The organism is Variovorax sp. J22R115 (assembly GCF_030317005.1).
In the GTDB taxonomy this organism is placed as follows: domain Bacteria; phylum Pseudomonadota; class Gammaproteobacteria; order Burkholderiales; family Burkholderiaceae_C; genus Variovorax.
The window spans coordinates 204,295-223,620 of the sequence record NZ_JASZYM010000004.1; the positions used below are offsets into that span (position 1 = coordinate 204,295).

Genomic DNA, 19,326 nt, shown 5'->3' on the forward strand with positions numbered 1-19,326 from the left:
GACAGACATCATGAGCAAGCAAATCCAGGACGCCTACATCGTCTCCGCCACTCGTACGCCGATCGGCAAGTCGCATCGCGGCTACTTCCGCAACTACCGGCCCGACGACCTGCTCGCGACCACGCTGAAGGCGGCGCTCGCGGCGGTGCCCGGGCTGGACCCGAAGTCGATCGAGGACATCATTTGCGGCTGCGCGATTCCCGAGGCGCAACAGGGCCTCAACGTCGCGCGCATCGGCGCGGTGCTGGCGGGGCTCCCCAACAGCATCGGCGGCATCACCGTCAATCGCTTCTGCGCTTCCGGCCTGTCGGCGGTGCAGATGGCGGCCGATCGCATCCGCGTCGGCGAGGCCGAGGTGATGATCGCGGCCGGCGTCGAGAGCATGAGCATGGTGCCGATGATGGGCAATTCGCCCTCGCTGTCGCCGTCGATCTTCGAGCGCGAAGGCGACGTCGGGATTGCCTACGGCATGGGCCTCACGGCCGAGAAGGTCGCGCAGCAGTGGAAGATCAGCCGCGACGCGCAGGACGCCTTTGCGCTGCAGTCGCACCAGCGCGCACTGGCCGCGCAGCAGGCCGGCGAGTTCGCCGCCGAGATCACGCCGATCGAAGTCACGGACCGCACGCCCGATCTTGCGACCGGCGAGCCGATCGTCAAGACCCGCACCATGAGCCTGGACGAAGGCGCGCGCCCTGACACCTCGATCGAAGGCCTTGCCAAGCTGCGCACCGTGTTCGCGGCACGCGGCTCGGTCACGGCCGGCAACAGCTCGCAGACCTCGGACGGTGCGGGTGCGCTGATCCTTGCCAGCGAGAAGGCCTGCAAGCAGTACGACCTGAAGCCGCTCGCGCGCTTCGTGAGCTTTGCCAGCAAGGGCGTGCCGCCGCACATCATGGGCATTGGCCCGATCGAGGCGATCCCGGCCGCGCTGCGCTATGCAGGGCTGACGCAGGACGCCATCGACTGGATCGAACTCAACGAAGCCTTCGCGGCCCAGTCGATCGCGGTGATGAACACGCTCGGCCTCGACCCGGCCAAGGTCAATCCGATGGGCGGCGCGATCGCACTGGGCCACCCCCTGGGTGCGACGGGCGCGATCCGCTCCGCGACGGTGATTCATGCACTGCAGCGCAAGAAGCTGAAGTACGGCATGGTCACGATGTGCGTCGGCATGGGGCAGGGCGCGGCGGGCATCTTCGAGCGCGTGTAAGCCTCAGGGTTTGTGAGCAGGCGCAGGCGTCTCCGATACGACTGCATGATCCATCGGCACGGAGGCACACTGCGGCCATGAAATCACATCCCCTCGACAAGGCCCTCGCGCTGGAGCACAGCGACATCCAGGCGGGGCTCTTCACCGGCACCACGAGTCCGGACTACTGGAACATGGTGGGGCCCTTCGGTGGCACGACGGCGGCGGTGATGCTGCAGTCGGTGCTGCGGCATCCGGACCTGCTCGGAGAGCCCATTGCGCTGACGGTCAACTACGCGGCCGCGATCGAAGAAGGCACCTTCGAAGTGCAGGCCGTGCCGGTGCGCACCAATCGCTCGACGCAGCACTGGACGGTGCAGATGACCCAGTCCGGCTCCGAAGGCAGGCCCCATGTCACAACCACGGCCACTGTGGTCACGGCCGTGCGGCGCGAGACCTGGGGCGTCAACGATCTTCCCATGCCCGAAGTGCCGTCACCCGAGCGGGTCGAGCGCCTGAGCATCGGACCGGCCCGGGTTGCGTGGCTCGAGCGGTACGAGATGCGGCCGATCAGCGGCTCGATCCCGACGCGCTGGGACGGCAGCGGCGACCACAGCGAAACGCGCATGTGGCTGCGTGACTCGGAGCCGCGGCCGCTGGACTTCGCCTCGCTCGCAGCATTGAGCGACACCTTCTATCCGCGCGTCTGGCTGCGGCGTGCGACGCACGTGCCGATCGGGACCGTGTCGATCACGACCTACTTCCACACCGACGCTCAGCTGCTGTCCGAGATCGGCACGGGCTACCTGCTGGGCCGCGCGACGGGGCAGCAGTTCCGCAACGGCTACTTCGACCAGGCTGCGCAGCTCTGGAGCGAGTCGGGCGCACTATTGGCGACCAGCAATCAGATCGTCTACTTCAAGGAATGACCATGAACAAGGCAGCACTGATCGTCGGCGCCGGCGATGCCACTGGCGGGGCCATTGCACGCCGGTTCGCTCGCGAGGGCTATGCGACCTGCGTCACGCGGCGCAGCCTCGACAAGCTCCAGCCCCTGGTCGCGCAGATCGAGGCCGAAGGCGGCAAGGCGCATGCCTTCGCCAGCGACGCGCGCAAGGAAGAAGAAGTCGTTGCGCTCATCGAGCAGATCGAATCGACCGCCGGCCCGATCGAAGTGCTGGTCTTCAACATCGGCGCCAATGTGCCTGAGAGCATCCTGACCGAGACGGCGCGCAAGTACTTCAAGGTCTGGGAGATGGCCTGCTTCTCCGGCTTCCTGAACGGGCGCGAGGTGGCCAAGCGCATGGTGGCGCGCGAGCTGCCGGAAGGCGCACACCGCGGCACCATCATCTTTACTGGTGCCACCGCATCGATGCGGGGGGCGGCCAACTTTGGCGCCTTCTCGGGCGCCAAGATGGCCCTGCGGGCACTGGCCCAGAGCATGGCGCGCGAGCTCGGCCCTCGCGGCATTCACGTCGCGCACTCCATCATCGATGGCGCGATCGATACCGAATTCATCCGCAGCAACTTTCCAGACCGCTATGCGCTGAAGGCGCAGGATGGCATCCTCAATCCCGAGCACATCGCCGACGCCTACTGGATGCTGCATTCGCAGCCGCGCGACGCCTGGACGCACGAGCTGGACCTGCGGCCGTGGTCCGAGAAGTTCTGAGGAGACAACGCACATGACGACGCGATCCGTCGATTTCTATTTCGATTTCGGCAGCCCCGCCTCCTACCTGGCCGCCACGCAGCTGCCGCACCTGTGCGCCGACGTGGGCGCCGAACTGGTGTGGAAGCCGATGCTCCTCGGCGGCGTGTTCCAGGCCACCGGCAACCATTCGCCGGCCACCATTCCCGCCAAGGGCCCGTATGTGTTCAGTGACCTGGCGCGCTTTGCACGGCGCTACGGGGTGCCGCTGCAACACAATCCGAACTTTCCGGTCAACACACTGCTGCTGATGCGCGGTGCCATCGGCATGCAAATGCATGAACCCGAGCGCTTTCGCGCTTACGTCGACGCCATGTTCCGAGCGATGTGGGTCGAACCGCGCAACCTCAACGATCCCGCGACGGTCGGCGTCGTGCTGCAGGAGGCGGGCTTCGATCCCGCCAAAATGCTGGCGCTCGCCAACGCGCAGGACGTCAAGGACCACCTCAAGGCAGCGACCCAGGCCGCAGTGCAGCGTGGCGTTTTCGGCGCACCGACCATGTTCGTCGGCGACGAGATGTTCTGGGGCCAGGACCGGCTCGATTTCGTTCGCGAGGCGCTCGGCGCCTGAACCTCTTTTCTTTGCAAGGACTCACCATGAGCGACATCCTCGTCCACACCGAAGCCGGTGTGATGACCATCACTTTCAACCGCCTCGACAAGAAGAATTCGATCACCAGCGCGATGTACGGCGAATTGGCCGATGCGCTGGGCAAGGCCGAGCAGGACAAAGAGGTGCGCGCAGTGCTGATCCAGGGCGACGCGACGATCTTCAGCGCCGGCAACGACATCGGCGACTTCCTCAACGGTCCGCCCTCGACGCAGGAATCGCCGGTGTTCCGCTTCCTGCGCGGCATCGCGACCTTCCCGAAGCCGATCGTGGCGGCCGTGTGCGGCCCCGCAGTGGGCATCGGCACGACGATGCTGTTCCACTGCGACCTCGTCTACGCTGGCGACAATGCTGCTTTCTCGATGCCCTTCGTGAATCTGGGCCTGTGCCCCGAGGCCGCGTCGAGCCTGCTGGTGCCTCACATGTTCGGCTACCACCGGGCGGCCGAGGCGCTGCTGCTGGGCGAGCCTTTCATGGCTGAAGCGGCGCTGGAAGTGGGCCTGGTCAACCGCGTGGTGCCGCCGACCGAAGCCAACGCCATCGCGCAGGCACAGGCGCGCAAGCTGGCGGCCAAGCCGCTGAGCGCGCTGATCGAGACCAAGCGCTTGATGAAGAAGTCGCAGCAGGCCGCAGTGCTGGAGCGCATGGGCGAGGAAGGCCAGAGCTTCGGCCGCATGCTGCGCGAACCCGCTGCGCGCGAGGCCTTCACGGCCTTCATGGAAAAGCGCCGGCCCGATTTTTCGAAGGTCTGAGCGCGGGTGCCGGCCTCGCCGGGGCCGTCACCCGTGCTCAGGGTGCTCACCGGGCGAATTCAGGTGCTCTCGAATGGCCTCGCTCAGCGCCAGGCAGATCCTCGCCTTCGGAGCGCCCGTCAGCCAGGCGAGTCCCACTGGGGGCAAATTCCAAGGCAGGGGTTGCGGCAGCATTTCCGCCGCACCGCCTGCCGCGACCGCCCGGGCCACATCGCCGGGAAGGACCGTCACCCCGCGGGGCATCTGGAGCAGCGCTGACGAGATCGTGCGCACCGCGTAGGCCTCCAATGCGGGAACGGGCACACGCTGTCCGGCCGCCGAAAAAGTCGCGTCGATCATCTGCCGGATGGGCGTGTGAGGCGGCGGGAAGATCCAGTCCATGTCGGAGAGCTGTGCGATGTCGAGCGGGGCGTGGCGCATCAGCGGGCCCGCGCTCGCCCGAGCGACGACCAGGTGCGCCTCCTGCCGATACAGCAGCACCTGCTCCAGGTCATCTTCCGTGCTGGCGCTGGAGAATCGACAAATGGCGCAATCCAGCGTGCGATCGCGCAGGCCGTTCAGCAGGGGCCCGGTAGTGTCCTCTTGCGTGTACAGCAACAGCCGCGGCCGCAAGTCGAACAGGTGCTTCCACAGGGCGTCCAAGGCCGGAGGAGACACGTAGGGAATGAGGCCGATGCGCAATCTCCCCTGCCATCCTTCGCGCACGCCTTCGAGTTCCCTCAGCAGTGCCTCGTTGTCGGCAATGGCGAGCCGTGCCCTGGCGACCACGACCTCGCCGGCGGCTGTGGGCTCCAAGCCACGTCGCGTGCGCAGGAAAAGCGGCTGCATGAAGATGTCCTCGATGTCGGCGAGGGCCCGCGTGACCGTGGGCTGGGTCAAGGACAGCTGCCTGGCGACGCCCGTCACCGAACGATGACGGGCGAAAGCCAGCAAGAGGGCGTAGTGCCGCATCTTCAAGCGGTTTTCGAGACGTGGCGCCAGAGGGTCGATCGATTGCATAGAACAATGTGCATTCGTTGATGCAAAGATATTCTATTTTTTCTATTCAACAATCTACACTTTTGCGCACCCCTGGCTCTCTTCGTAGGCGTTTGAAAATGATCTCCCGTATTCGCCGCAGCTTGGCCGCACTCGCTCTGCTTGGTGCGGCTTCCGTCGCTTGCGCGGCTTTCCCCGACAGGCCCATCACCCTGATCGTTCCCTGGGCGGCGGGCGGATCGACCGACATCCTTGCCCGCGCCCTGGCCGAGCAACTGACCCGGTCCCTGGGCCAGCCGGTCATCGTCGACAACCGGGCTGGTGCCTCCGGAAACATCGGCTCCAACATGGTCGCCAAGGCCAAGCCGGATGGCTACACGCTGCTGGTCGGCTCGATGAGCACGCACGCCATGAATCCGGCGCTGATGGCGATGCCATTCAAGGGTGTCGAGGACTTCACCCCGATCGCCCAACTGGCCAACGTGGTGAATACCTTGGTGATCAATCCGTCGGTGCCCGCCAGGAACGTCGGGGAACTGATTGCCTACGCGAAGGCCAATCCAGGCAAGCTGGCCTATGCAAGCGCGGGGGGCGGGTCCACGAACCACCTCAGCGCGGTGTTGTTCGAGAAGGCCGCGGGCATCCAGATGCTGCATGTGCCGTACAAAGGCGGCGCCCCGGCCGTCCTGGATACCGTGAGCAATCAGACCCAGGTGCTCTTCTCGGCCGGGACCCAGACCCTTCCTCACGTGAAGGCCGGCAAGCTCAACCTGCTCGCGGTGACCGAAGCGAAGCGCTCCTCGCTGCTGCCGCAGGTGCCGACCGTCGCGGAAACGCTGCCCGGCTACGAACTCGGTGTCTGGTACGGCTTGTTCGGGCCCGCCAACATGCCGAAGGAACTGGTCGAGCGTCTGAACGAGGCGGCGAACCAGGCGCTGGCCGATACGGCGATTCGCTCTCGCATGGACGCCATCGGCGTCGAGATCGTCCAGGGAACGCCGCAGCAGTTTTCGGCGGTGTTGCGTCGCGATGCGGATCGCTACGGCAAGGTCATTCGCGATCTCAACATCAAGGCCGACTGATGACGGGCCGCGATTCGCCGGTATGCCTGTCTCTCGACAGGGTTGCCGAACTTTGCGAAGCGTTGTCGCGGACGCGTGAATTTTCGCAGGCGATGTCGGCTCTGGAAGGCGCTCGCCGGGATCTGCTGGGTAATGGCTTGCTGACGGTCAATGTGCGCACCGACCGAATCGATGAAGCAAGCGAATCCGGCGCGGAACTCCAGCGCATATGGAGTTCGAACATCGACGCCTATCCCGTTGCGGGCCGCAAGCGCAAGTCGTGGACGCCCTGGGCACTCCAGTTGCTCGGGCGTGCCGAGGTTTTCGTTGGCGAGGGGACCGACGCGCTGAAGGAAGCCTTCAGCGACCACGCGCTCATTGCCTCGCTGGGCCTGCGGTCGATCGTCAACGTGCCCTTGATGGACGACTGCGGCGACTGCTTTGCGACCTTCAACGTTCTGACGCACCGCGACAAGTGGGAGCCCCGAGACATCATCGCGATTCGACTGCTCGCGCTCCTGGCGACCCCGGCGGTGGCTCGCGAAGCCTCGAAGCTCCGCAGTTGATCTTCGCGCGACCCATTGCCCTTCAAAGAATCAGACATGAGCTTCACGACACGCCCTGAGATCACCGGCACCTTTGGTGTTGCCGCCTCCACGCACTGGCTGGCTTCGCAGACTGCAATGGGAGTTCTCGAGCGCGGGGGGAATGCGTTCGACGCGGCGGTGGCCGGCGGCTTCGTGCTTCAGGTTGTCGAGCCGCACTTGAACGGACCTGGTGGCGAGGCGCCCATCCTGCTTTGGGACGAACGGCAGCGGAAGATGCTGTCGATCTGCGGGCAAGGGGTGGCCCCCGAGGCGGCGACGGTGGACGCGTTCCGTCGCATGGGGCTGGACCAGGTGCCCGGCATCGGATTGCTGCCGGCCACGGTGCCAGGTGCCTTCGGCGCCTGGCTGACGATGCTGCGGGACCATGGCACCTGGTCGCTCGCCGACGTGATGGCACCGGCCATCGGCTATGCCCGCGACGGCTTCCCGCTGATACCCCGTGCCGTGCAGGCCATCACGGCCGTGCAGGACCTGTTTCGTGCGCACTGGCATTCATCGGCGGCCGTGTGGCTTCGCGACGATCGGGTGCCCGTGCCCGGTGCGCTGTACCGTTTGCCGGAACTGGCCTCAACCTGGGAACGCATCCTTCATACCGCCCAGCGGGAGGGAAGCAGCCGTGTGGAAGTCATCGACGCCGCGCTTCGCTGCTGGTACGAGGGCTTCGTGGCGACTGCGATCGACGTGTACTACCGCACGCAGGAAGTGCGGGACACGACGGGCGAGAAGCACAAGGGCATGCTGCGCTACGACGACATGGCGCGGTGGCGGCCCACGGTCGAAGCGCCGCTCAGCATGGATTTCGGTCGCTACACGGTGGCGAAATGCGGATTCTGGAGCCAAGGGCCTGCATTCCTGCAGCAGATCGGAATGCTCCGCCACGCAGAGTTGGAGCGCCACCCGCCTCACACCGCGGGCTTCGTTCACCGCATTGCGGAAGCGGCCAAGCTGGCTTTGGCGGACCGGCTCGCGTGGTATGGGGCAGCGCCCGGCGCCTCTCGCCAGGCCCAGGCAGCGCTGCTGGCGGACGGGTACCTCCGACAGCGCTGGACGCAGGTGTCGGACCGCGCGAACGCCAGCCTCGACCCAGGCGCGCCGCTGGGCATGACGCCTCGATTGCCGGACCTGGATGCCGCCCGGCGCACGCTGCTTGCGGCAGACACCCGCTTCGGCGTCGGCGAACCCACCTTCGCGGCGCTTCCACCGGTGTCCGAGTGGCTGGAACGGGAAGTGTTCGTGGGCGACACCTGCCACATCGATGTGATCGACAGGCACGGCAACATGGTCGCCGCGACGCCGTCGGGAGGGTGGCTGTCTTCCAGTCCGGCGATTCCGGGCCTCGGCTTCTCGATCAACACCCGGCTGCAGATGACATGGCTGGACGAAGGCCTGCCGAACAGCCTGTCGCCCGGCGTCATGCCTTGCACTTCGCTCTCGCCTTCGCTGGCGCTGCGGGACGGCGAGCCGTACATGGTGTTCGGTACGCCGGGGGGAGACCAGCAGGATCAATGGTCGCCGGCCTTCTTCCTTCGGCACGTCGTGCATGGCATGAACCTGCAGGAAGCCATCGATGCTCCCGCGTGGCACGTGGACCACTTTCCGTCTTCCTTTTGGCCGCGCCAGACGACCTTGAATCGCCTGACGCTCGAATCCCGCTTTTCGGAGGACGTGGTTCGGCAATTGCGAGAGGCCGGTCACGACGTACGCGTCGGCGATCCGTGGTCCGAAGGCCGGATGTCGGCTTGTAGCCGGGAGCACGACGCGTGCGGTCGGCTCGTCCTTCGCGCGGGCGCCAACCCGCGTGGCATGCAGGGCTACGCGGTGGGCCGATAGGCCCCCGATCAGTCCTTCACGATCGGACGCGGCCGCCCGTTGTCGTCGATCGCCACGTAGGTGAAGGTGGCCTCGGTCACCTTGATGTACTCGCCCTGTGCCTTGAAACGCTCAGCGAAAACTTCCACCGTCACCGTGACCGAGGTGCGTCCGATCCGCTCCAGCTTGGAGTAGAACGACAGGATGTCGCCCAGCCTCACGGGCTGCTTGAACACGAATTCGTTGACGGCCACGGTCGCCATCCGGCCCTTGGCGTGGCGTGCCGGGATCACCGAGCCGGCCAGGTCGCACTGCGCCATCACCCAGCCGCCGAAGATGTCGCCGTTGGCGTTGCAGTCGGCGGGCATCGGAATCACCTTGAGCACCAGTTCCATATCGGCCGGAAGGCTTTTGAGCGTGGCGGTGAGGTTGGCACTGGAAGTGGCGGACATAGGCACAATCTGAAGAAAACGAAATCCCGATAACGGCTCAACCCCTGCAATGCACGCAGCGTGCCAACCCAAGGGATACCGCAGAACTGGCTCCACCAGGCTGCCGGTATCGCCCCCTCGAAGGGGGTGGGCGAAGCGACACGAAGTGCGCGAAGCCTGGGGGTGAGCAACAAGCCACGATTGTCCCCCATGCGCCGCAGCGGCGAAGCTCTTTCCTCTCCCCACCATGCCTCGGGCAGCCAGCCTGCCCGCAGCGACCGTTCCGACTGGGCCACGCTGCGCAGGCTGTTTCCCTACCTGTGGCACTACAAATGGCGCGTGATGGCGGCGCTCGCCTTCATGATCGGCGCCAAGGTCGCCAATGTCGGCGTGCCGGTGCTGCTCAAGAACCTGGTCGATGCGATGTCGATCAAGCCTGGCAGCGCGGCCGCGCTGTTGGTGGTGCCGGTCGGACTGCTGGTCGCCTATGGATTGCTCAGGCTGTCGACGGCGGTATTCAATGAGTTGCGCGAACTGGTCTTCGCCAAGGCGACCGAGGGGGCGGCGCGCAGCATTTCGCTGGAGGTCTTCCGCCATCTGCACGCGCTGAGCCTGCGCTTTCACCTGGAGCGCCAGACCGGCGGGATGACGCGCGACATCGAGCGCGGCACGCGCGGCGTGCACTCGCTGATTTCGATGTCGCTCTACAGCATCGTGCCGACCATCATCGAGCTCACGCTGGTGCTGACGGTGCTCGGCGTGAAGTTCGACTCGGGCTTCGTCTGGATCACGCTGGCCGCGCTGGTGGTCTATATCGCGTTCACCGTTCTCGTCACCGAGTGGCGCACGCAATTCCGCAAGACCATGAACGAGCTCGATTCCGTGGCGCAGAGCCACGCGGTCGACTCCCTGCTCAACTACGAGACCGTCAAGTACTTCAACAACGAGAACTTCGAGGCTGGCCGCTACGACGCCAGCCTGGAGCGCTACCGCAAGGCCGCCGTCAAGAGCCAGACCACGCTGAGCCTGCTCAACGCGGGTCAGCAGTGCCTGATCGCGGTCAGCCTGGTGGCGATGCTCTACCGCGCGACGCAAGGCGTGGTGGACGGCCGCATGACGCTGGGCGACCTGGTGATGGTCAACGCCTTCATGATCCAGCTCTACATCCCGCTCAATTTCCTGGGCGTGATCTACCGCGAGATCAAGCAGAGCCTGACCGATCTGGACAAGATGTTCGTGCTGCTCGAAAAGGACCGCGAAGTGCGCGATGCGCCGGATGCGACGGCTCTGACCGGCACCGATTCGACCGTGCGCTTCGAGAACGTGAGCTTCGGCTACGAGGCCGCGCGGCCGATCCTCAAGAACGTGAGCTTCGAGGTCCCGGCAGGCGAGACGGTGGCTGTGGTCGGGCCCTCGGGCTCGGGCAAGTCGACGATGGCGCGGCTGCTCTACCGCTTCTATGACGTGCAGCAGGGCCGCATCACCATCGGTGGCGAGGACATCCGAGACGTGACGCAAGCGAGCGTGCGGCAGTCGATTGGCATCGTGCCGCAGGACACGGTGCTCTTCAACGACACGGTCGAATACAACATCGCCTATGGCCGGCCCGGGGCGACTCGGGAGGAGGTCGAGGAGGCGGCCCGGTCCGCGCGCATCCACGATTTCATCGTGCACACGCCGAAGGGCTACGAAACCACGGTGGGCGAACGCGGACTCAAGCTGTCGGGCGGCGAGAAACAGCGCGTGGCCATCGCGCGCACGCTGCTCAAGAACCCGCCGATCGTGATCTTCGACGAGGCGACTTCGGCTCTCGATTCGGCGAACGAGCGGGCGATCCAGTCCGAACTCAAGAGTGCGGCGCGCAACAAGACCACGCTGGTGATCGCGCACCGACTCTCGACGGTCGTCGATGCGCACGAGATCCTCGTGCTCGAAAGCGGCGTGATCGTCGAGCGCGGCACGCATGCGGACCTGCTGGCCCGGCAAGGCAAGTACGCACAGATGTGGAGACTGCAGCAGCTCGAGGCCGCTCCCGTGCTGTGACCCTTTCGTCGATCGTGCGGCATTCGGGTCGCGCGAATCGGCCCCTATCCCGTTCAGCCATTTCAGGAGCGATGTGAATGTCCGAGAAGATTCCTCTTTTGGTGCTCAACAGTCTTTCGAGTGCCCATCAGGCGCAGTTGGCCGCGGTCTATGACCTGACCTACGCGCCGACGCAGGCCGAGCGCACGGCGGCCATTGCCGCCCACGGTTCGAAGTTTCGCGCGGTACTGACCATCGGCGTGATCGGCATCACGGCGGAAGAGATTGCGGCCCTGCCCAAAGTCGAACTGGTGTGCGCCATGGGCGCGGGCTTCGAAGGCCTCGCGATGGACGCCATCCGCGCACGCGGCATTGCGGCGGCCAACGGTGCCGGCACCAATGACGACTGCGTCGCCGACCACGCCTTCGGCCTGTTGATCGGGGTGGTGCGCGGCATTCGCACGCTCGACCGCCTGTGCCGCGAAGGCGTGTGGCGCGAGGATATTCCGCAGCCGCCCAATGTGTCGGGAAAGAAGCTCGGCATCCTGGGGCTGGGCACCATCGGCCAGAAGATCGCCAAGCGCGCGAGCGGCTTCGACATGGAAATCGGCTATCACAACCGCAAGCCGCGCGACGGTTCCGCGCACCGCTATTTCGATAGCCTCGAGGGGTTGGCCGAGTGGGCGGATGTGCTGGTCATCGCCACGCCAGGCGGTGCGGGAACGCGGCACCTGATCAACGCACCGATCCTCGACGCGCTCGGCCCGCAGGGCTATCTGGTCAATATCTCGCGCGGCAGCGTGGTCGACACCGAGGCGCTGGCTGTCGCGCTACGCACGAACCGCATCGCAGGAGCGGGTCTCGATGTCTACGAAAGCGAGCCCAAGCGGCCCGAGCCCCTGATCGGTCTCGACAACGTGCTGCTGACGCCACACATGGCGGGCTGGTCGCCCGAGGCGACGCAGGCGTCCGTGAAGCGCTTCATGGCCAATGCAGAAGGCCACTTCGCCGGCCGCGGCGTGGTGTCCCCCATCTAGGTCGGCAAGTCTCCAAGCACCGACGGCTGGACGACGCCCCAGCCGCAGGCCCGGTCGTAGGCATGGCCCAGGCGGAGCACTTCGAGGTCGTGGTGGATCGGGCCGGCGATCTGAAGACCCATCGGCAGTCCGCCTTCGCCGAAGCCCGCGCGCACGTTGAGGGTGGGAAGTCCCGCAAGCGTGAAAGGCGTGACGATTTCCATCCAGCGGTGGTAGGTGTCGCTCGTCACATCGCCGACCGCGGCGGGCCAGTCGAGCTTCGCGTCGAAAGGAAAGACCTGCGCCGTCGGCGCGACGACGACATCGAAGGTCTCGAATGCGCGCAGGAAGGCGCGGTAGACGTTCGAGCGATAAACCGAAGCCTGGTAGAGCGCCGCCGCGTCGAGCTGGAGGCTCTGCTCGATTTCCCAGCGGGCCTCCGGCTTGAGCCGTTCGCGCAGCGAAGGATCGGCATACGCGGCGCCCAGCTTGCCGCCCACCAGCAGTTGACGCAGTCGCAGCCACGCGGTCCAGTTCTGTTCGCGCGGCACATCGAGCTGTAGCGGCTCGACCTCGCAGCCGAGATCGCGGAAGGTCTGGAGTGCGCCTTCGCAAAGTTCGCGCACGCCCGGCGCGAGCGGCAGTTCCGGCCACACGCTGCCGAGCCATCCGATGCGCAGACCCTTCACGTCGCTGTCCAGCTGCATCGCGTCGGGGGAGGGAAGGGCGTCGGAGAGCGACAGCGGGACCCGCCGGTCGAAGCCCGCCTGCACGGCGAGCAAGCGGGCGGCGTCCTCGACGGTGCGCGCCATCGGTCCTTCGCAGCCGAGTTGCTGCAGGAACAGTTCCTCGTCCGGAGAGCCCGGTACCCGGCCTCTCGACGGGCGGAAGCCGATCACGTTGTTGAACGCCGCGGGGTTGCGCAGCGAGCCGCCCATGTCGCTGCCGTCGGCCACCGGCAGCATGCCCAAAGCCAGGGCGACCGCCGCGCCGCCGCTGCTGCCGCCGGCGCTCAGCGTGGGCAGGTAGGCGTTCAGCGTGGTGCCGAACACCGTGTTGTACGTGTGCGAGCCGAGCCCGAACTCGGGCGTATTCGTCTTGCCGATGACGATGGCGCCGGCCTGGCGCATGCGCGATACATGCAGGCTGTCGCTGCGCGCCGGAGAGCGGGGCGCGAGCGGCGAACCCATCGAGGTCGGGAGACCCGCGGCATGGCTCAGGTCCTTCACGGCGAGCGGGAAGCCGTGCATCCATCCGAGCCGTTCGCCGCGCGCGAGTTGCGCGTCACGCTCGCTGGCCTCGTCCAGGAGTTGCTGCGGATCGCGCAAGGACACGATCGCGTTGAAGCGCGGATTGAGCGCCTCGATCCGCGCGAGCGCAGCGGCCATCAGGTCGCGGCACGACACGACGCGCGCGGCGATCTGGCGGGACAGGGTGCTTGCATCCAGGGCGAGAAGGTCGTCAGCGTGCATGGCGAAAACGGGCTCCGTAAGTCCTCGGAGTATGTCGCAGCCCTCGCATAATCAGTTCATGGAAACCAAGTGGCTCGAAGACTTTGTCAGCCTTGCGGAGACGCGCAGCTTCAGCCGCTCGGCCCAGTTGCGACACGTGACTCAGCCCGCGTTTTCTCGCCGCATCCAGGCGCTCGAAGGATGGGCCGGCACGGACCTGGTCGATCGCAGTTCCTACCCGACACGGCTCACGCCGGCAGGCCAGACCTTGTACGGCCAGGCGATCGAGATGCTGCAGGCGCTGCAGAGCACGCGCGCCATGCTGCGCGGTCACTCGGCGGCGGCGCAGGATGTGATCGAGGTCGCCATCCCGCACACGCTGGCCTTCACTTTCTTCCCGGCCTGGGTCACGGGCCTGCGAGAGCACTTCGGTCCGCTGAAGAGCCGGCTCATCGCGCTCAACGTGCATGACGCCGTGCTGCGCCTGGTCGAGGGCAGCTGCGATCTGCTGATCGCATACCACCATCCCTCTCAACCTCTGCCGCTGGACGCCAATCGCTACGAGATGGTGAGCCTCGGCAAGGAGGTGGTGGCGCCGTGGGTCAAGCCCGACGCCGAAGGCGCGCCGCGCTTCCTGCTGCCGGGCCGTGCCGGTCAGCCGCTGCCCTATCTCGGCTATGCGCCCGGCGCCTACCTCGGGCGCGTGGTCGACCAGTTGCTCAAGGAATCGGGCACTGCCATCCACCTCGATCGCGTCTATGAAACCGACATGGCCGAAGGGCTCAAGGTGATGGCACTCGAAGGCCACGGCATCGCCTTCCTGCCGCAAAGCGCTGTGCGCAAGGAGATCCGGGCCCGCACGCTGGTGAGTGCATTGCCACCAGAGATCGACCGCCTCGAGGCGACGATGGAGATTCGCGCGTACCGCGAGCGACCCTCGGTCCCCGCCAGGGCTGGCGCGCGCCCTGGCAAGACCGATGCGCCATCTCCGCGAGCCAAGGGCTCCGTGGAAGCCCTCTGGGCCTATCTCGTGGGAACTCAGCCGGCAGGGTGACCTCGTGTTTCATTCAGGCACAAAGGGTGCTTTGTGACAACGTACCCGCGGCCACTTGCAAAGTGGTGCGCCTGCGCAGTGCCGCTGACCGTCGACTCGCTGTTCGATGGTGCGTGGCGCACCGGGTTGGCCCGGGTATGGCGCAAAATGCGGGCGTCTAGAATTTCGTGTATCTCAAAGTCACAGGAGTTTTCCATATGAAGAAGCAAATGTTGGCCCTGGCCGTGATGGCGCTCGCCGCGGGAGGCGCCTTTGCTCAGGCCAATGACACTCTGGCCAAGATCAAGTCCAGCGGCAGCGTCACGATGGGCGTGCGTGACTCCTCTGGCGCACTGGCCTACACCATCGGCGACGGCAAGTACGTTGGCTTCCACACCGAAATGTCGGAACGCATCCTGGCCGACATCCAGAAGCAACTCGGTTTGCCCAAGCTGGAAATCAAGCGCCAGTTGGTGACCTCGCAGAACCGTGTTCCGCTGGTGCAGAACGGCACCGTGGACCTCGAGTGCGGCTCGACCACCAACAACGCCACTCGCCAGAAGGACGTCGCCTTCGCCGTCACCACCTACGTCGAGGAAGTGCGCATCGCGGTCAAGGCCAGTTCCGGGATCAACTCGATCAAGGACCTCAACGGCAAGAGCGTGGCCACCACGACCGGCACGACGTCGGTGCAGACCCTGCGCAAGAACGAGCGCGCACAGGGCATCGATTTCAAGGAAGTCATGGGCAAGGACCACGCCGACAGCTTCCTGCTGCTCGAATCGGGCCGTGCCGACGCCTTCGTGATGGATGGCCAGATCCTGGCCGGCAACATCGCCAAGTCGAAGGCTCCGGCCGACTTCAAGATCGTCGGCGAGGCTCTGTCGGTCGAACCGATCGCCTGCATGCTGCGCAAGGACGACCCGGCTTTCAAGAAGGCGGTCGATGACAGCATCAAGAACCAGATCAAGGATGGTTCGCTGGCCAAGCTGTACGACAAGTGGTTCATTCAGCCGATCCCGCCGACCAACACCAAGGTCGGCCTCCCGCTGTCCGAAGCCACCAAGGCGGCGTGGGCCAACCCCAACGACAAGCCGATGGAAGACTACGCCAAGAAGTAAGTCGCGTGGGCTGACGCGTGAACGAACGCCCGCCTCTTTCGGCGGGCGTTTGTTTTGTGAGTTGCCTCCAACAATGATCGAGGAGTTGAAATGGGAAAATGGGATTGGCAAATCTTCCTGGAAGATCCGGGAGGCAAGATACCCACCTACTGGCAGTGGCTGGTTTCTGCCTGGGGCTGGACGGTGTCGGTGTCCCTGTGCTCGCTGGTCGTGGCACTGGTGCTGGGCTCGCTGGTCGGCGTGATCCGCACCCTGCCCGACAGCCCTTGGCTGGTGCGCTTCGGCAATGCCTGGGTCGAGTTGTTCCGCAACATCCCGCTCCTGGTTCAGATCTTCCTCTGGTACCACGTCGTGCCGAAGATATTTCCGGTCATGGCAGGCCTGCCGCCCTTCATCCTCGTGGTGTTCGCGCTCGGCTTCTTCACCTCGGCACGGATTGCCGAGCAGCTTCGCTCCGGCATCCAGGCTCTGCCCAAGGGCCAGCGCTACGCGGGCATGGCGGTGGGCTTCACCACTTTCCAGTACTACCGCTACGTGATCCTGCCGATGGCCTACCGGATCATCATTCCGCCGCTCACCAGCGAATCGATGAACATCTTCAAGAACTCGTCGGTCGCATTCGCGGTGTCGATTCCGGAAATGATCCAGTTCGCCATGCAGGCCGGCGAAGAGACTTCCCGCGTGACCGAGATGTACATGGCCGTGACCGTGCTCTACGTGATCTCGGCGATGATCATCAACCGCATCATGGCCTGGGTCGAGAAAAGGGTCCGCGTGCCAGGCTTCGTGGTCGCTGGCGGAACCGGAGGGCACTGACATGAATCTCGATCTGACCTTCTTCAGCTGGCCCGTCATCAGCGGATTCCTGCTCAAGGGCCTCTACTTCAGCGTGTTCCTGACGGTGGTTGCCACCCTGGGCGGCATCTTCTTCGGCACGTTGCTCGCGCTGATGCGGCTGTCGGGCAACAAGTGGCTCGACATGCCTGCGGCCATCTACGTCAACGGCATGCGCAGCATTCCGCTGGTGATGGTGATCCTGTGGTTCTTCCTGCTGGTGCCCACCATGATCGGCCGCCCGATCGGTCCCGAGTACTCGGCCATCATCACCTTCGTCGCCTTCGAGGCGGCGTACTTCAGCGAGATCATGCGCGCGGGCATCCAGTCGATCCCTCGTGGCCAGGTGTATGCCGGTCAGGCGGTGGGGATGACCTATGGCCAGAACATGAAGCTCGTGATCCTGCCGCAGGCGTTTCGCAACATGCTTCCGGTGCTGCTGACCCAGACCATCATCCTGTTCCAGGACACTTCGCTGGTCTATGCGATCGGCGCGTACGACTTGTTCAAGGGCTTCGACACGGCCGGCAAGAACTTCGGGCGGCCCGAAGAGGCCTACCTGCTCGCTGCGGTGGTCTATTTCGTGCTGTGCTATTCGCTCTCGTACCTCGTGAAGCGGCTGCACAAGAAGATCGCCATCATCCGCTGAAGGAGAAAAAAGATGTCCGACAAAATGATTGAAATCAAGAACGTTTCCAAGTGGTATGGCCCGGTGCAGGTTCTCAACGACTGCTCCGTCAGCATCTCCAAGGGGGACGTGGTGGTGGTGTGCGGTCCTTCGGGATCCGGCAAGTCCACGCTGATCAAGACGGTGAACGCGCTCGAGCCTTTCCAGAAGGGCGAGATCACGGTCAATGGCATTCCGCTGCACGACCCCAAGACCAACCTGCCGAAGCTGCGCTCGAAGGTGGGCATGGTGTTCCAGCACTTCGAACTCTTCCCGCATCTGTCGGTGACGGAGAACCTGACGATCGCGCAGATCAAGGTGCTGGGCCGAAGCGCGGACGAGGCCAAGACGCGTGGCCTCAAGATGCTCGACCGCGTGGGCCTGATGGCGCACAAGGACAAGTTTCCGGGCCAGCTCTCCGGTGGTCAGCAGCAGCGCGTGGCGATCGCCCGCGCGCTGAGCATGGACCCGATGGTGATGCTGTTCGACGAACCCACTTCCGCGCTGGACCCCGAGATGGTGGGAGAAGTGCTCGACGTGATGGTGGCGCTGGCCAAGGAAGGCATGACCATGATGGTGGTCACCCACGAAATGGGCTTTGCGCGCAAGGTGGCGAACCGCGTGATCTTCATCGACGTGGGTGGACGCATCCTCGAGGATTGCTCGAAGGAGGAGTTCTTCAGCCATCCGGAGAACCGGCAGGCGCGCACGAAGGACTTTCTCAACAAGATCCTGGCGCATTAGGCTCTCCCCCAGCCTGCGCGCACTTCGTGTCGCTTCGCCTTCCCCCGACCGGGGGCGGTGACTGCAGACCGGCGGAGCCGGATCTGCGGCACCTCTGGAATTGAAAAGGCCCCGCTTGCGGGGCTTTTCCTTTGGCGCCTTTCAGCCCAGCTCGAATGTGGTGATGCCGTAGATGCGGTTCAACTCGCAATCGGGCGGGGTGCCGTGGTACATGCGCGCGGTTTCGAAGACGGCGCGCATGCCCATCTTTTTCGCTAGCGCCATGGCGTCTGGATTGGACTGCGGAACGTCGAGGTAGATGGAGTCGCTCGCAGGTACGCTGGCGCTCAGGGCGGCGTAGAGGGCTTGGGCGACCGGGAGGTCTTCCGCCACGAGAGGACCGATCTTGTGGCCTTCGCGGCATCGGCGGATCAATCCCCATCCTTCCAGTCGTCCCTGGCGCCGCCATGCGAGGCCTGTCGCATCGGGCATCGTGGTCCAGCTGCGCAGGAAGGCGTCTCGCGGCGCGGGAAACACGCGGAGGTCGTCGGCGCACAGGGAGGCAAAGTCGATCGCGCCGAGCGGAACGATCTCACGGGCCGAAGCCATCTCCGAGCCCTGCGCTACCCCGGCGTAGCGGACGTTGTTCCAGGCCAACTCGAAGCCGCTGCGGCGGTAGTTTTCCTGTTGGGCGGGTACGCCGTCGAGCCCGACGACATGACCCGACAAGCGGGCCATGCCTTCGCGCCAGAGGGTGATGCCGATGCCTTCTCCGCGCAACGCCGGCGCGACGATGTAGAGCCCGACGAAGCCGAAGCGCCCTGCATACGAAACGGCGCTGATGCAGCCCAGCGGCTCGCCCTTGCGCTCAGCGACCAGAAAGCCGTCGGGGTCGGCCGCATGGAAGCACTCGGCATCGTGCAGTCCCGGGTTCCAACCTTCGTGTGCCGCTAGGTCGATGACCCAGGGCATCTCGTCGCGGCGCAGGGTGCGGATCGTGAAGTCCATGCGCGGCATTCTCACTCCCGGTGCGGGATTCCTGTCCAATAGCGGGATGGAAAATCCGCACGACGTCGAAGGCCGCCTGAACGATCTGGAAATCAAGGCCAGCTTCACCGAAGACCTGCTGGACCAGCTGAACATGACTATCTACAGGCAACAGCAGCAGATCGACAGCCTCGTTCTTCAGGTCATTCAACTGCGCCAGCAGAGCCCGGACGCAAGCACCGGCGGCCCGCGCAATCTGCGCGACGAGTTGCCGCCACACTACTGATCGTGGTGCGGGCTGCGCGCCGGCCGAAATTGTGATG

20 protein-coding genes are annotated in these 19,326 nt (G+C 65.2%); 16 read left to right on the forward strand and 4 right to left on the reverse strand.

Translation table 11 applies throughout. The features are described from left to right. Positions 1-10: 10 nt before the first annotated feature. From QTI04_RS08560 to QTI04_RS08580, 5 genes are all read left to right on the forward strand, one after another. Entirely contained in the window at positions 11-1,210 is a 1,200-nt protein-coding gene (locus tag QTI04_RS08560) for an acetyl-CoA C-acyltransferase (RefSeq protein WP_286615097.1), read from the forward strand. A 77-nt stretch (positions 1,211-1,287) separates the two neighbouring features. Beyond that, a complete protein-coding gene (locus QTI04_RS08565; RefSeq protein ID WP_286601077.1) occupies positions 1,288-2,118 on the forward strand; it encodes an acyl-CoA thioesterase II in 831 nt (276 codons plus the stop codon). Next, the gene (locus tag QTI04_RS08570; protein WP_286615098.1) at positions 2,115-2,861 is read left to right on the forward strand and encodes an SDR family oxidoreductase; all 747 of its coding nucleotides are present in this window, start codon (positions 2,115-2,117) and stop codon (positions 2,859-2,861) included. Before QTI04_RS08565 ends, QTI04_RS08570 begins: the two co-directional genes overlap by 4 nt. Positions 2,862-2,874: 13 nt before the next feature. Then, positions 2,875-3,471: a 2-hydroxychromene-2-carboxylate isomerase gene (locus QTI04_RS08575; RefSeq protein ID WP_286601082.1), complete on the forward strand. Its 597-nt coding sequence runs from the start codon at positions 2,875-2,877 to the stop codon at positions 3,469-3,471. A gap of 26 nt (positions 3,472-3,497) precedes the next feature. Then, positions 3,498-4,262: an enoyl-CoA hydratase gene (locus tag QTI04_RS08580; protein WP_286615099.1), complete on the forward strand. Its 765-nt coding sequence runs from the start codon at positions 3,498-3,500 to the stop codon at positions 4,260-4,262. 27 nt (positions 4,263-4,289) lie between these two features. On the opposite strand, the gene QTI04_RS08585 is transcribed toward QTI04_RS08580, so the two are convergent. After that, positions 4,290-5,261 carry a LysR family transcriptional regulator gene (locus QTI04_RS08585; RefSeq protein ID WP_286615101.1) on the reverse strand — a complete coding sequence of 324 codons (972 nt, stop codon included), beginning with the start codon at positions 5,259-5,261 and terminating at the stop codon, positions 4,290-4,292. A gap of 98 nt (positions 5,262-5,359) precedes the next feature. Between QTI04_RS08585 and QTI04_RS08590 the strand changes: the two genes are divergently transcribed. The 3 genes from QTI04_RS08590 (at position 5,360) to QTI04_RS08600 (ending at position 8,739) form a co-directional block, all read left to right on the forward strand. Then, the gene (locus QTI04_RS08590; RefSeq protein WP_286615103.1) at positions 5,360-6,322 is read left to right on the forward strand and encodes a tripartite tricarboxylate transporter substrate binding protein; all 963 of its coding nucleotides are present in this window, start codon (positions 5,360-5,362) and stop codon (positions 6,320-6,322) included. Positions 6,323-6,414: 92 nt separating this feature from the next. Next, complete coding sequence (locus QTI04_RS08595) at positions 6,415-6,867, forward strand: GAF domain-containing protein (RefSeq protein ID WP_286615104.1); 453 nt, start codon at positions 6,415-6,417, stop codon at positions 6,865-6,867. Between the two features lie 36 nt (positions 6,868-6,903). Then, positions 6,904-8,739 carry a gamma-glutamyltransferase family protein gene (locus tag QTI04_RS08600; protein ID WP_286615106.1) on the forward strand — a complete coding sequence of 612 codons (1,836 nt, stop codon included), beginning with the start codon at positions 6,904-6,906 and terminating at the stop codon, positions 8,737-8,739. An 8-nt stretch (positions 8,740-8,747) separates the two neighbouring features. Here the strand turns inward: QTI04_RS08600 and QTI04_RS08605 are convergent, their stop codons facing one another. Continuing rightward, a complete protein-coding gene (locus QTI04_RS08605; RefSeq protein WP_286601095.1) occupies positions 8,748-9,170 on the reverse strand; it encodes an acyl-CoA thioesterase in 423 nt (140 codons plus the stop codon). Positions 9,171-9,359: 189 nt separating this feature from the next. Between QTI04_RS08605 and QTI04_RS08610 the strand changes: the two genes are divergently transcribed. Together QTI04_RS08610 and QTI04_RS08615 are read left to right on the forward strand one after the other, a co-directional pair. Beyond that, positions 9,360-11,192: an ABC transporter ATP-binding protein/permease gene (locus QTI04_RS08610; protein WP_286615362.1), complete on the forward strand. Its 1,833-nt coding sequence runs from the start codon at positions 9,360-9,362 to the stop codon at positions 11,190-11,192. A gap of 77 nt (positions 11,193-11,269) precedes the next feature. Then, positions 11,270-12,208, forward strand: a complete 939-nt coding sequence (locus QTI04_RS08615; RefSeq protein WP_286615107.1) for a 2-hydroxyacid dehydrogenase — start codon at positions 11,270-11,272, stop codon at positions 12,206-12,208. On the opposite strand, the gene QTI04_RS08620 is transcribed toward QTI04_RS08615, so the two are convergent. Then, complete coding sequence (locus tag QTI04_RS08620; RefSeq protein ID WP_286615112.1) at positions 12,205-13,659, reverse strand: amidase; 1,455 nt, start codon at positions 13,657-13,659, stop codon at positions 12,205-12,207. The two genes, QTI04_RS08615 and QTI04_RS08620, sit on opposite strands and share 4 nt — an antisense overlap. A gap of 58 nt (positions 13,660-13,717) precedes the next feature. Here QTI04_RS08620 and QTI04_RS08625 point away from each other — a divergent pair, with 58 nt between their 5' ends. The 5 genes from QTI04_RS08625 (at position 13,718) to QTI04_RS08645 (ending at position 18,037) form a co-directional block, all read left to right on the forward strand. Beyond that, positions 13,718-14,692: a LysR family transcriptional regulator gene (locus tag QTI04_RS08625; RefSeq protein ID WP_286601104.1), complete on the forward strand. Its 975-nt coding sequence runs from the start codon at positions 13,718-13,720 to the stop codon at positions 14,690-14,692. Between the two features lie 197 nt (positions 14,693-14,889). Beyond that, the gene (locus QTI04_RS08630) at positions 14,890-15,792 is read left to right on the forward strand and encodes a transporter substrate-binding domain-containing protein (protein WP_286615113.1); all 903 of its coding nucleotides are present in this window, start codon (positions 14,890-14,892) and stop codon (positions 15,790-15,792) included. A 90-nt stretch (positions 15,793-15,882) separates the two neighbouring features. Next, positions 15,883-16,608, forward strand: coding sequence for an amino acid ABC transporter permease (locus QTI04_RS08635; protein ID WP_286601109.1), 726 nt, complete (start codon positions 15,883-15,885; stop codon positions 16,606-16,608). A gap of 1 nt (position 16,609) precedes the next feature. Continuing rightward, on the forward strand, positions 16,610-17,275 hold the full coding sequence (locus QTI04_RS08640) for an amino acid ABC transporter permease (protein ID WP_286615117.1): 666 nt from the start codon (positions 16,610-16,612) through the stop codon (positions 17,273-17,275). A 24-nt stretch (positions 17,276-17,299) separates the two neighbouring features. After that, the gene (locus tag QTI04_RS08645) at positions 17,300-18,037 is read left to right on the forward strand and encodes an amino acid ABC transporter ATP-binding protein (RefSeq protein ID WP_286615364.1); all 738 of its coding nucleotides are present in this window, start codon (positions 17,300-17,302) and stop codon (positions 18,035-18,037) included. Positions 18,038-18,178: 141 nt separating this feature from the next. On the opposite strand, the gene QTI04_RS08650 is transcribed toward QTI04_RS08645, so the two are convergent. Beyond that, positions 18,179-19,024 carry a GNAT family N-acetyltransferase gene (locus tag QTI04_RS08650; protein ID WP_286615119.1) on the reverse strand — a complete coding sequence of 282 codons (846 nt, stop codon included), beginning with the start codon at positions 19,022-19,024 and terminating at the stop codon, positions 18,179-18,181. A 46-nt stretch (positions 19,025-19,070) separates the two neighbouring features. Here QTI04_RS08650 and QTI04_RS08655 point away from each other — a divergent pair, with 46 nt between their 5' ends. After that, positions 19,071-19,289, forward strand: coding sequence for a SlyX family protein (locus QTI04_RS08655; RefSeq protein ID WP_286601400.1), 219 nt, complete (start codon positions 19,071-19,073; stop codon positions 19,287-19,289). Positions 19,290-19,326 lie beyond the last annotated feature (37 nt).

What these genes read in the sequence shown, in the direction of transcription:
- QTI04_RS08565 (WP_286601077.1), top strand. Translation starts at nt 1,288, where the DNA reads ATGAAATCACATCCCCTCGACAAGGCCCTCGCGCTGGAGCACAGCGAC.
- QTI04_RS08615 (WP_286615107.1), top strand. Translation starts at nt 11,270, where the DNA reads ATGTCCGAGAAGATTCCTCTTTTGGTGCTCAACAGTCTTTCGAGTGCC.
- QTI04_RS08590 (WP_286615103.1), top strand. Translation starts at nt 5,360, where the DNA reads ATGATCTCCCGTATTCGCCGCAGCTTGGCCGCACTCGCTCTGCTTGGT.
- QTI04_RS08620 (WP_286615112.1), bottom strand. Translation starts at nt 13,659, where the DNA reads ATGCACGCTGACGACCTTCTCGCCCTGGATGCAAGCACCCTGTCCCGC.
- QTI04_RS08610 (WP_286615362.1), top strand. Translation starts at nt 9,360, where the DNA reads ATGCGCCGCAGCGGCGAAGCTCTTTCCTCTCCCCACCATGCCTCGGGC.
- QTI04_RS08560 (WP_286615097.1), top strand. Translation starts at nt 11, where the DNA reads ATGAGCAAGCAAATCCAGGACGCCTACATCGTCTCCGCCACTCGTACG.
- QTI04_RS08595 (WP_286615104.1), top strand. Translation starts at nt 6,415, where the DNA reads ATGTCGGCTCTGGAAGGCGCTCGCCGGGATCTGCTGGGTAATGGCTTG.
- QTI04_RS08585 (WP_286615101.1), bottom strand. Translation starts at nt 5,261, where the DNA reads ATGCAATCGATCGACCCTCTGGCGCCACGTCTCGAAAACCGCTTGAAG.
- QTI04_RS08600 (WP_286615106.1), top strand. Translation starts at nt 6,904, where the DNA reads ATGAGCTTCACGACACGCCCTGAGATCACCGGCACCTTTGGTGTTGCC.
- QTI04_RS08625 (WP_286601104.1), top strand. Translation starts at nt 13,718, where the DNA reads ATGGAAACCAAGTGGCTCGAAGACTTTGTCAGCCTTGCGGAGACGCGC.
- QTI04_RS08630 (WP_286615113.1), top strand. Translation starts at nt 14,890, where the DNA reads ATGAAGAAGCAAATGTTGGCCCTGGCCGTGATGGCGCTCGCCGCGGGA.
- QTI04_RS08580 (WP_286615099.1), top strand. Translation starts at nt 3,498, where the DNA reads ATGAGCGACATCCTCGTCCACACCGAAGCCGGTGTGATGACCATCACT.
- QTI04_RS08635 (WP_286601109.1), top strand. Translation starts at nt 15,883, where the DNA reads ATGGGAAAATGGGATTGGCAAATCTTCCTGGAAGATCCGGGAGGCAAG.
- QTI04_RS08645 (WP_286615364.1), top strand. Translation starts at nt 17,300, where the DNA reads ATGATTGAAATCAAGAACGTTTCCAAGTGGTATGGCCCGGTGCAGGTT.
- QTI04_RS08570 (WP_286615098.1), top strand. Translation starts at nt 2,115, where the DNA reads ATGACCATGAACAAGGCAGCACTGATCGTCGGCGCCGGCGATGCCACT.
- QTI04_RS08650 (WP_286615119.1), bottom strand. Translation starts at nt 19,024, where the DNA reads ATGGACTTCACGATCCGCACCCTGCGCCGCGACGAGATGCCCTGGGTC.
- QTI04_RS08605 (WP_286601095.1), bottom strand. Translation starts at nt 9,170, where the DNA reads ATGTCCGCCACTTCCAGTGCCAACCTCACCGCCACGCTCAAAAGCCTT.
- QTI04_RS08640 (WP_286615117.1), top strand. Translation starts at nt 16,610, where the DNA reads ATGAATCTCGATCTGACCTTCTTCAGCTGGCCCGTCATCAGCGGATTC.
- QTI04_RS08575 (WP_286601082.1), top strand. Translation starts at nt 2,875, where the DNA reads ATGACGACGCGATCCGTCGATTTCTATTTCGATTTCGGCAGCCCCGCC.
- QTI04_RS08655 (WP_286601400.1), top strand. Translation starts at nt 19,071, where the DNA reads ATGGAAAATCCGCACGACGTCGAAGGCCGCCTGAACGATCTGGAAATC.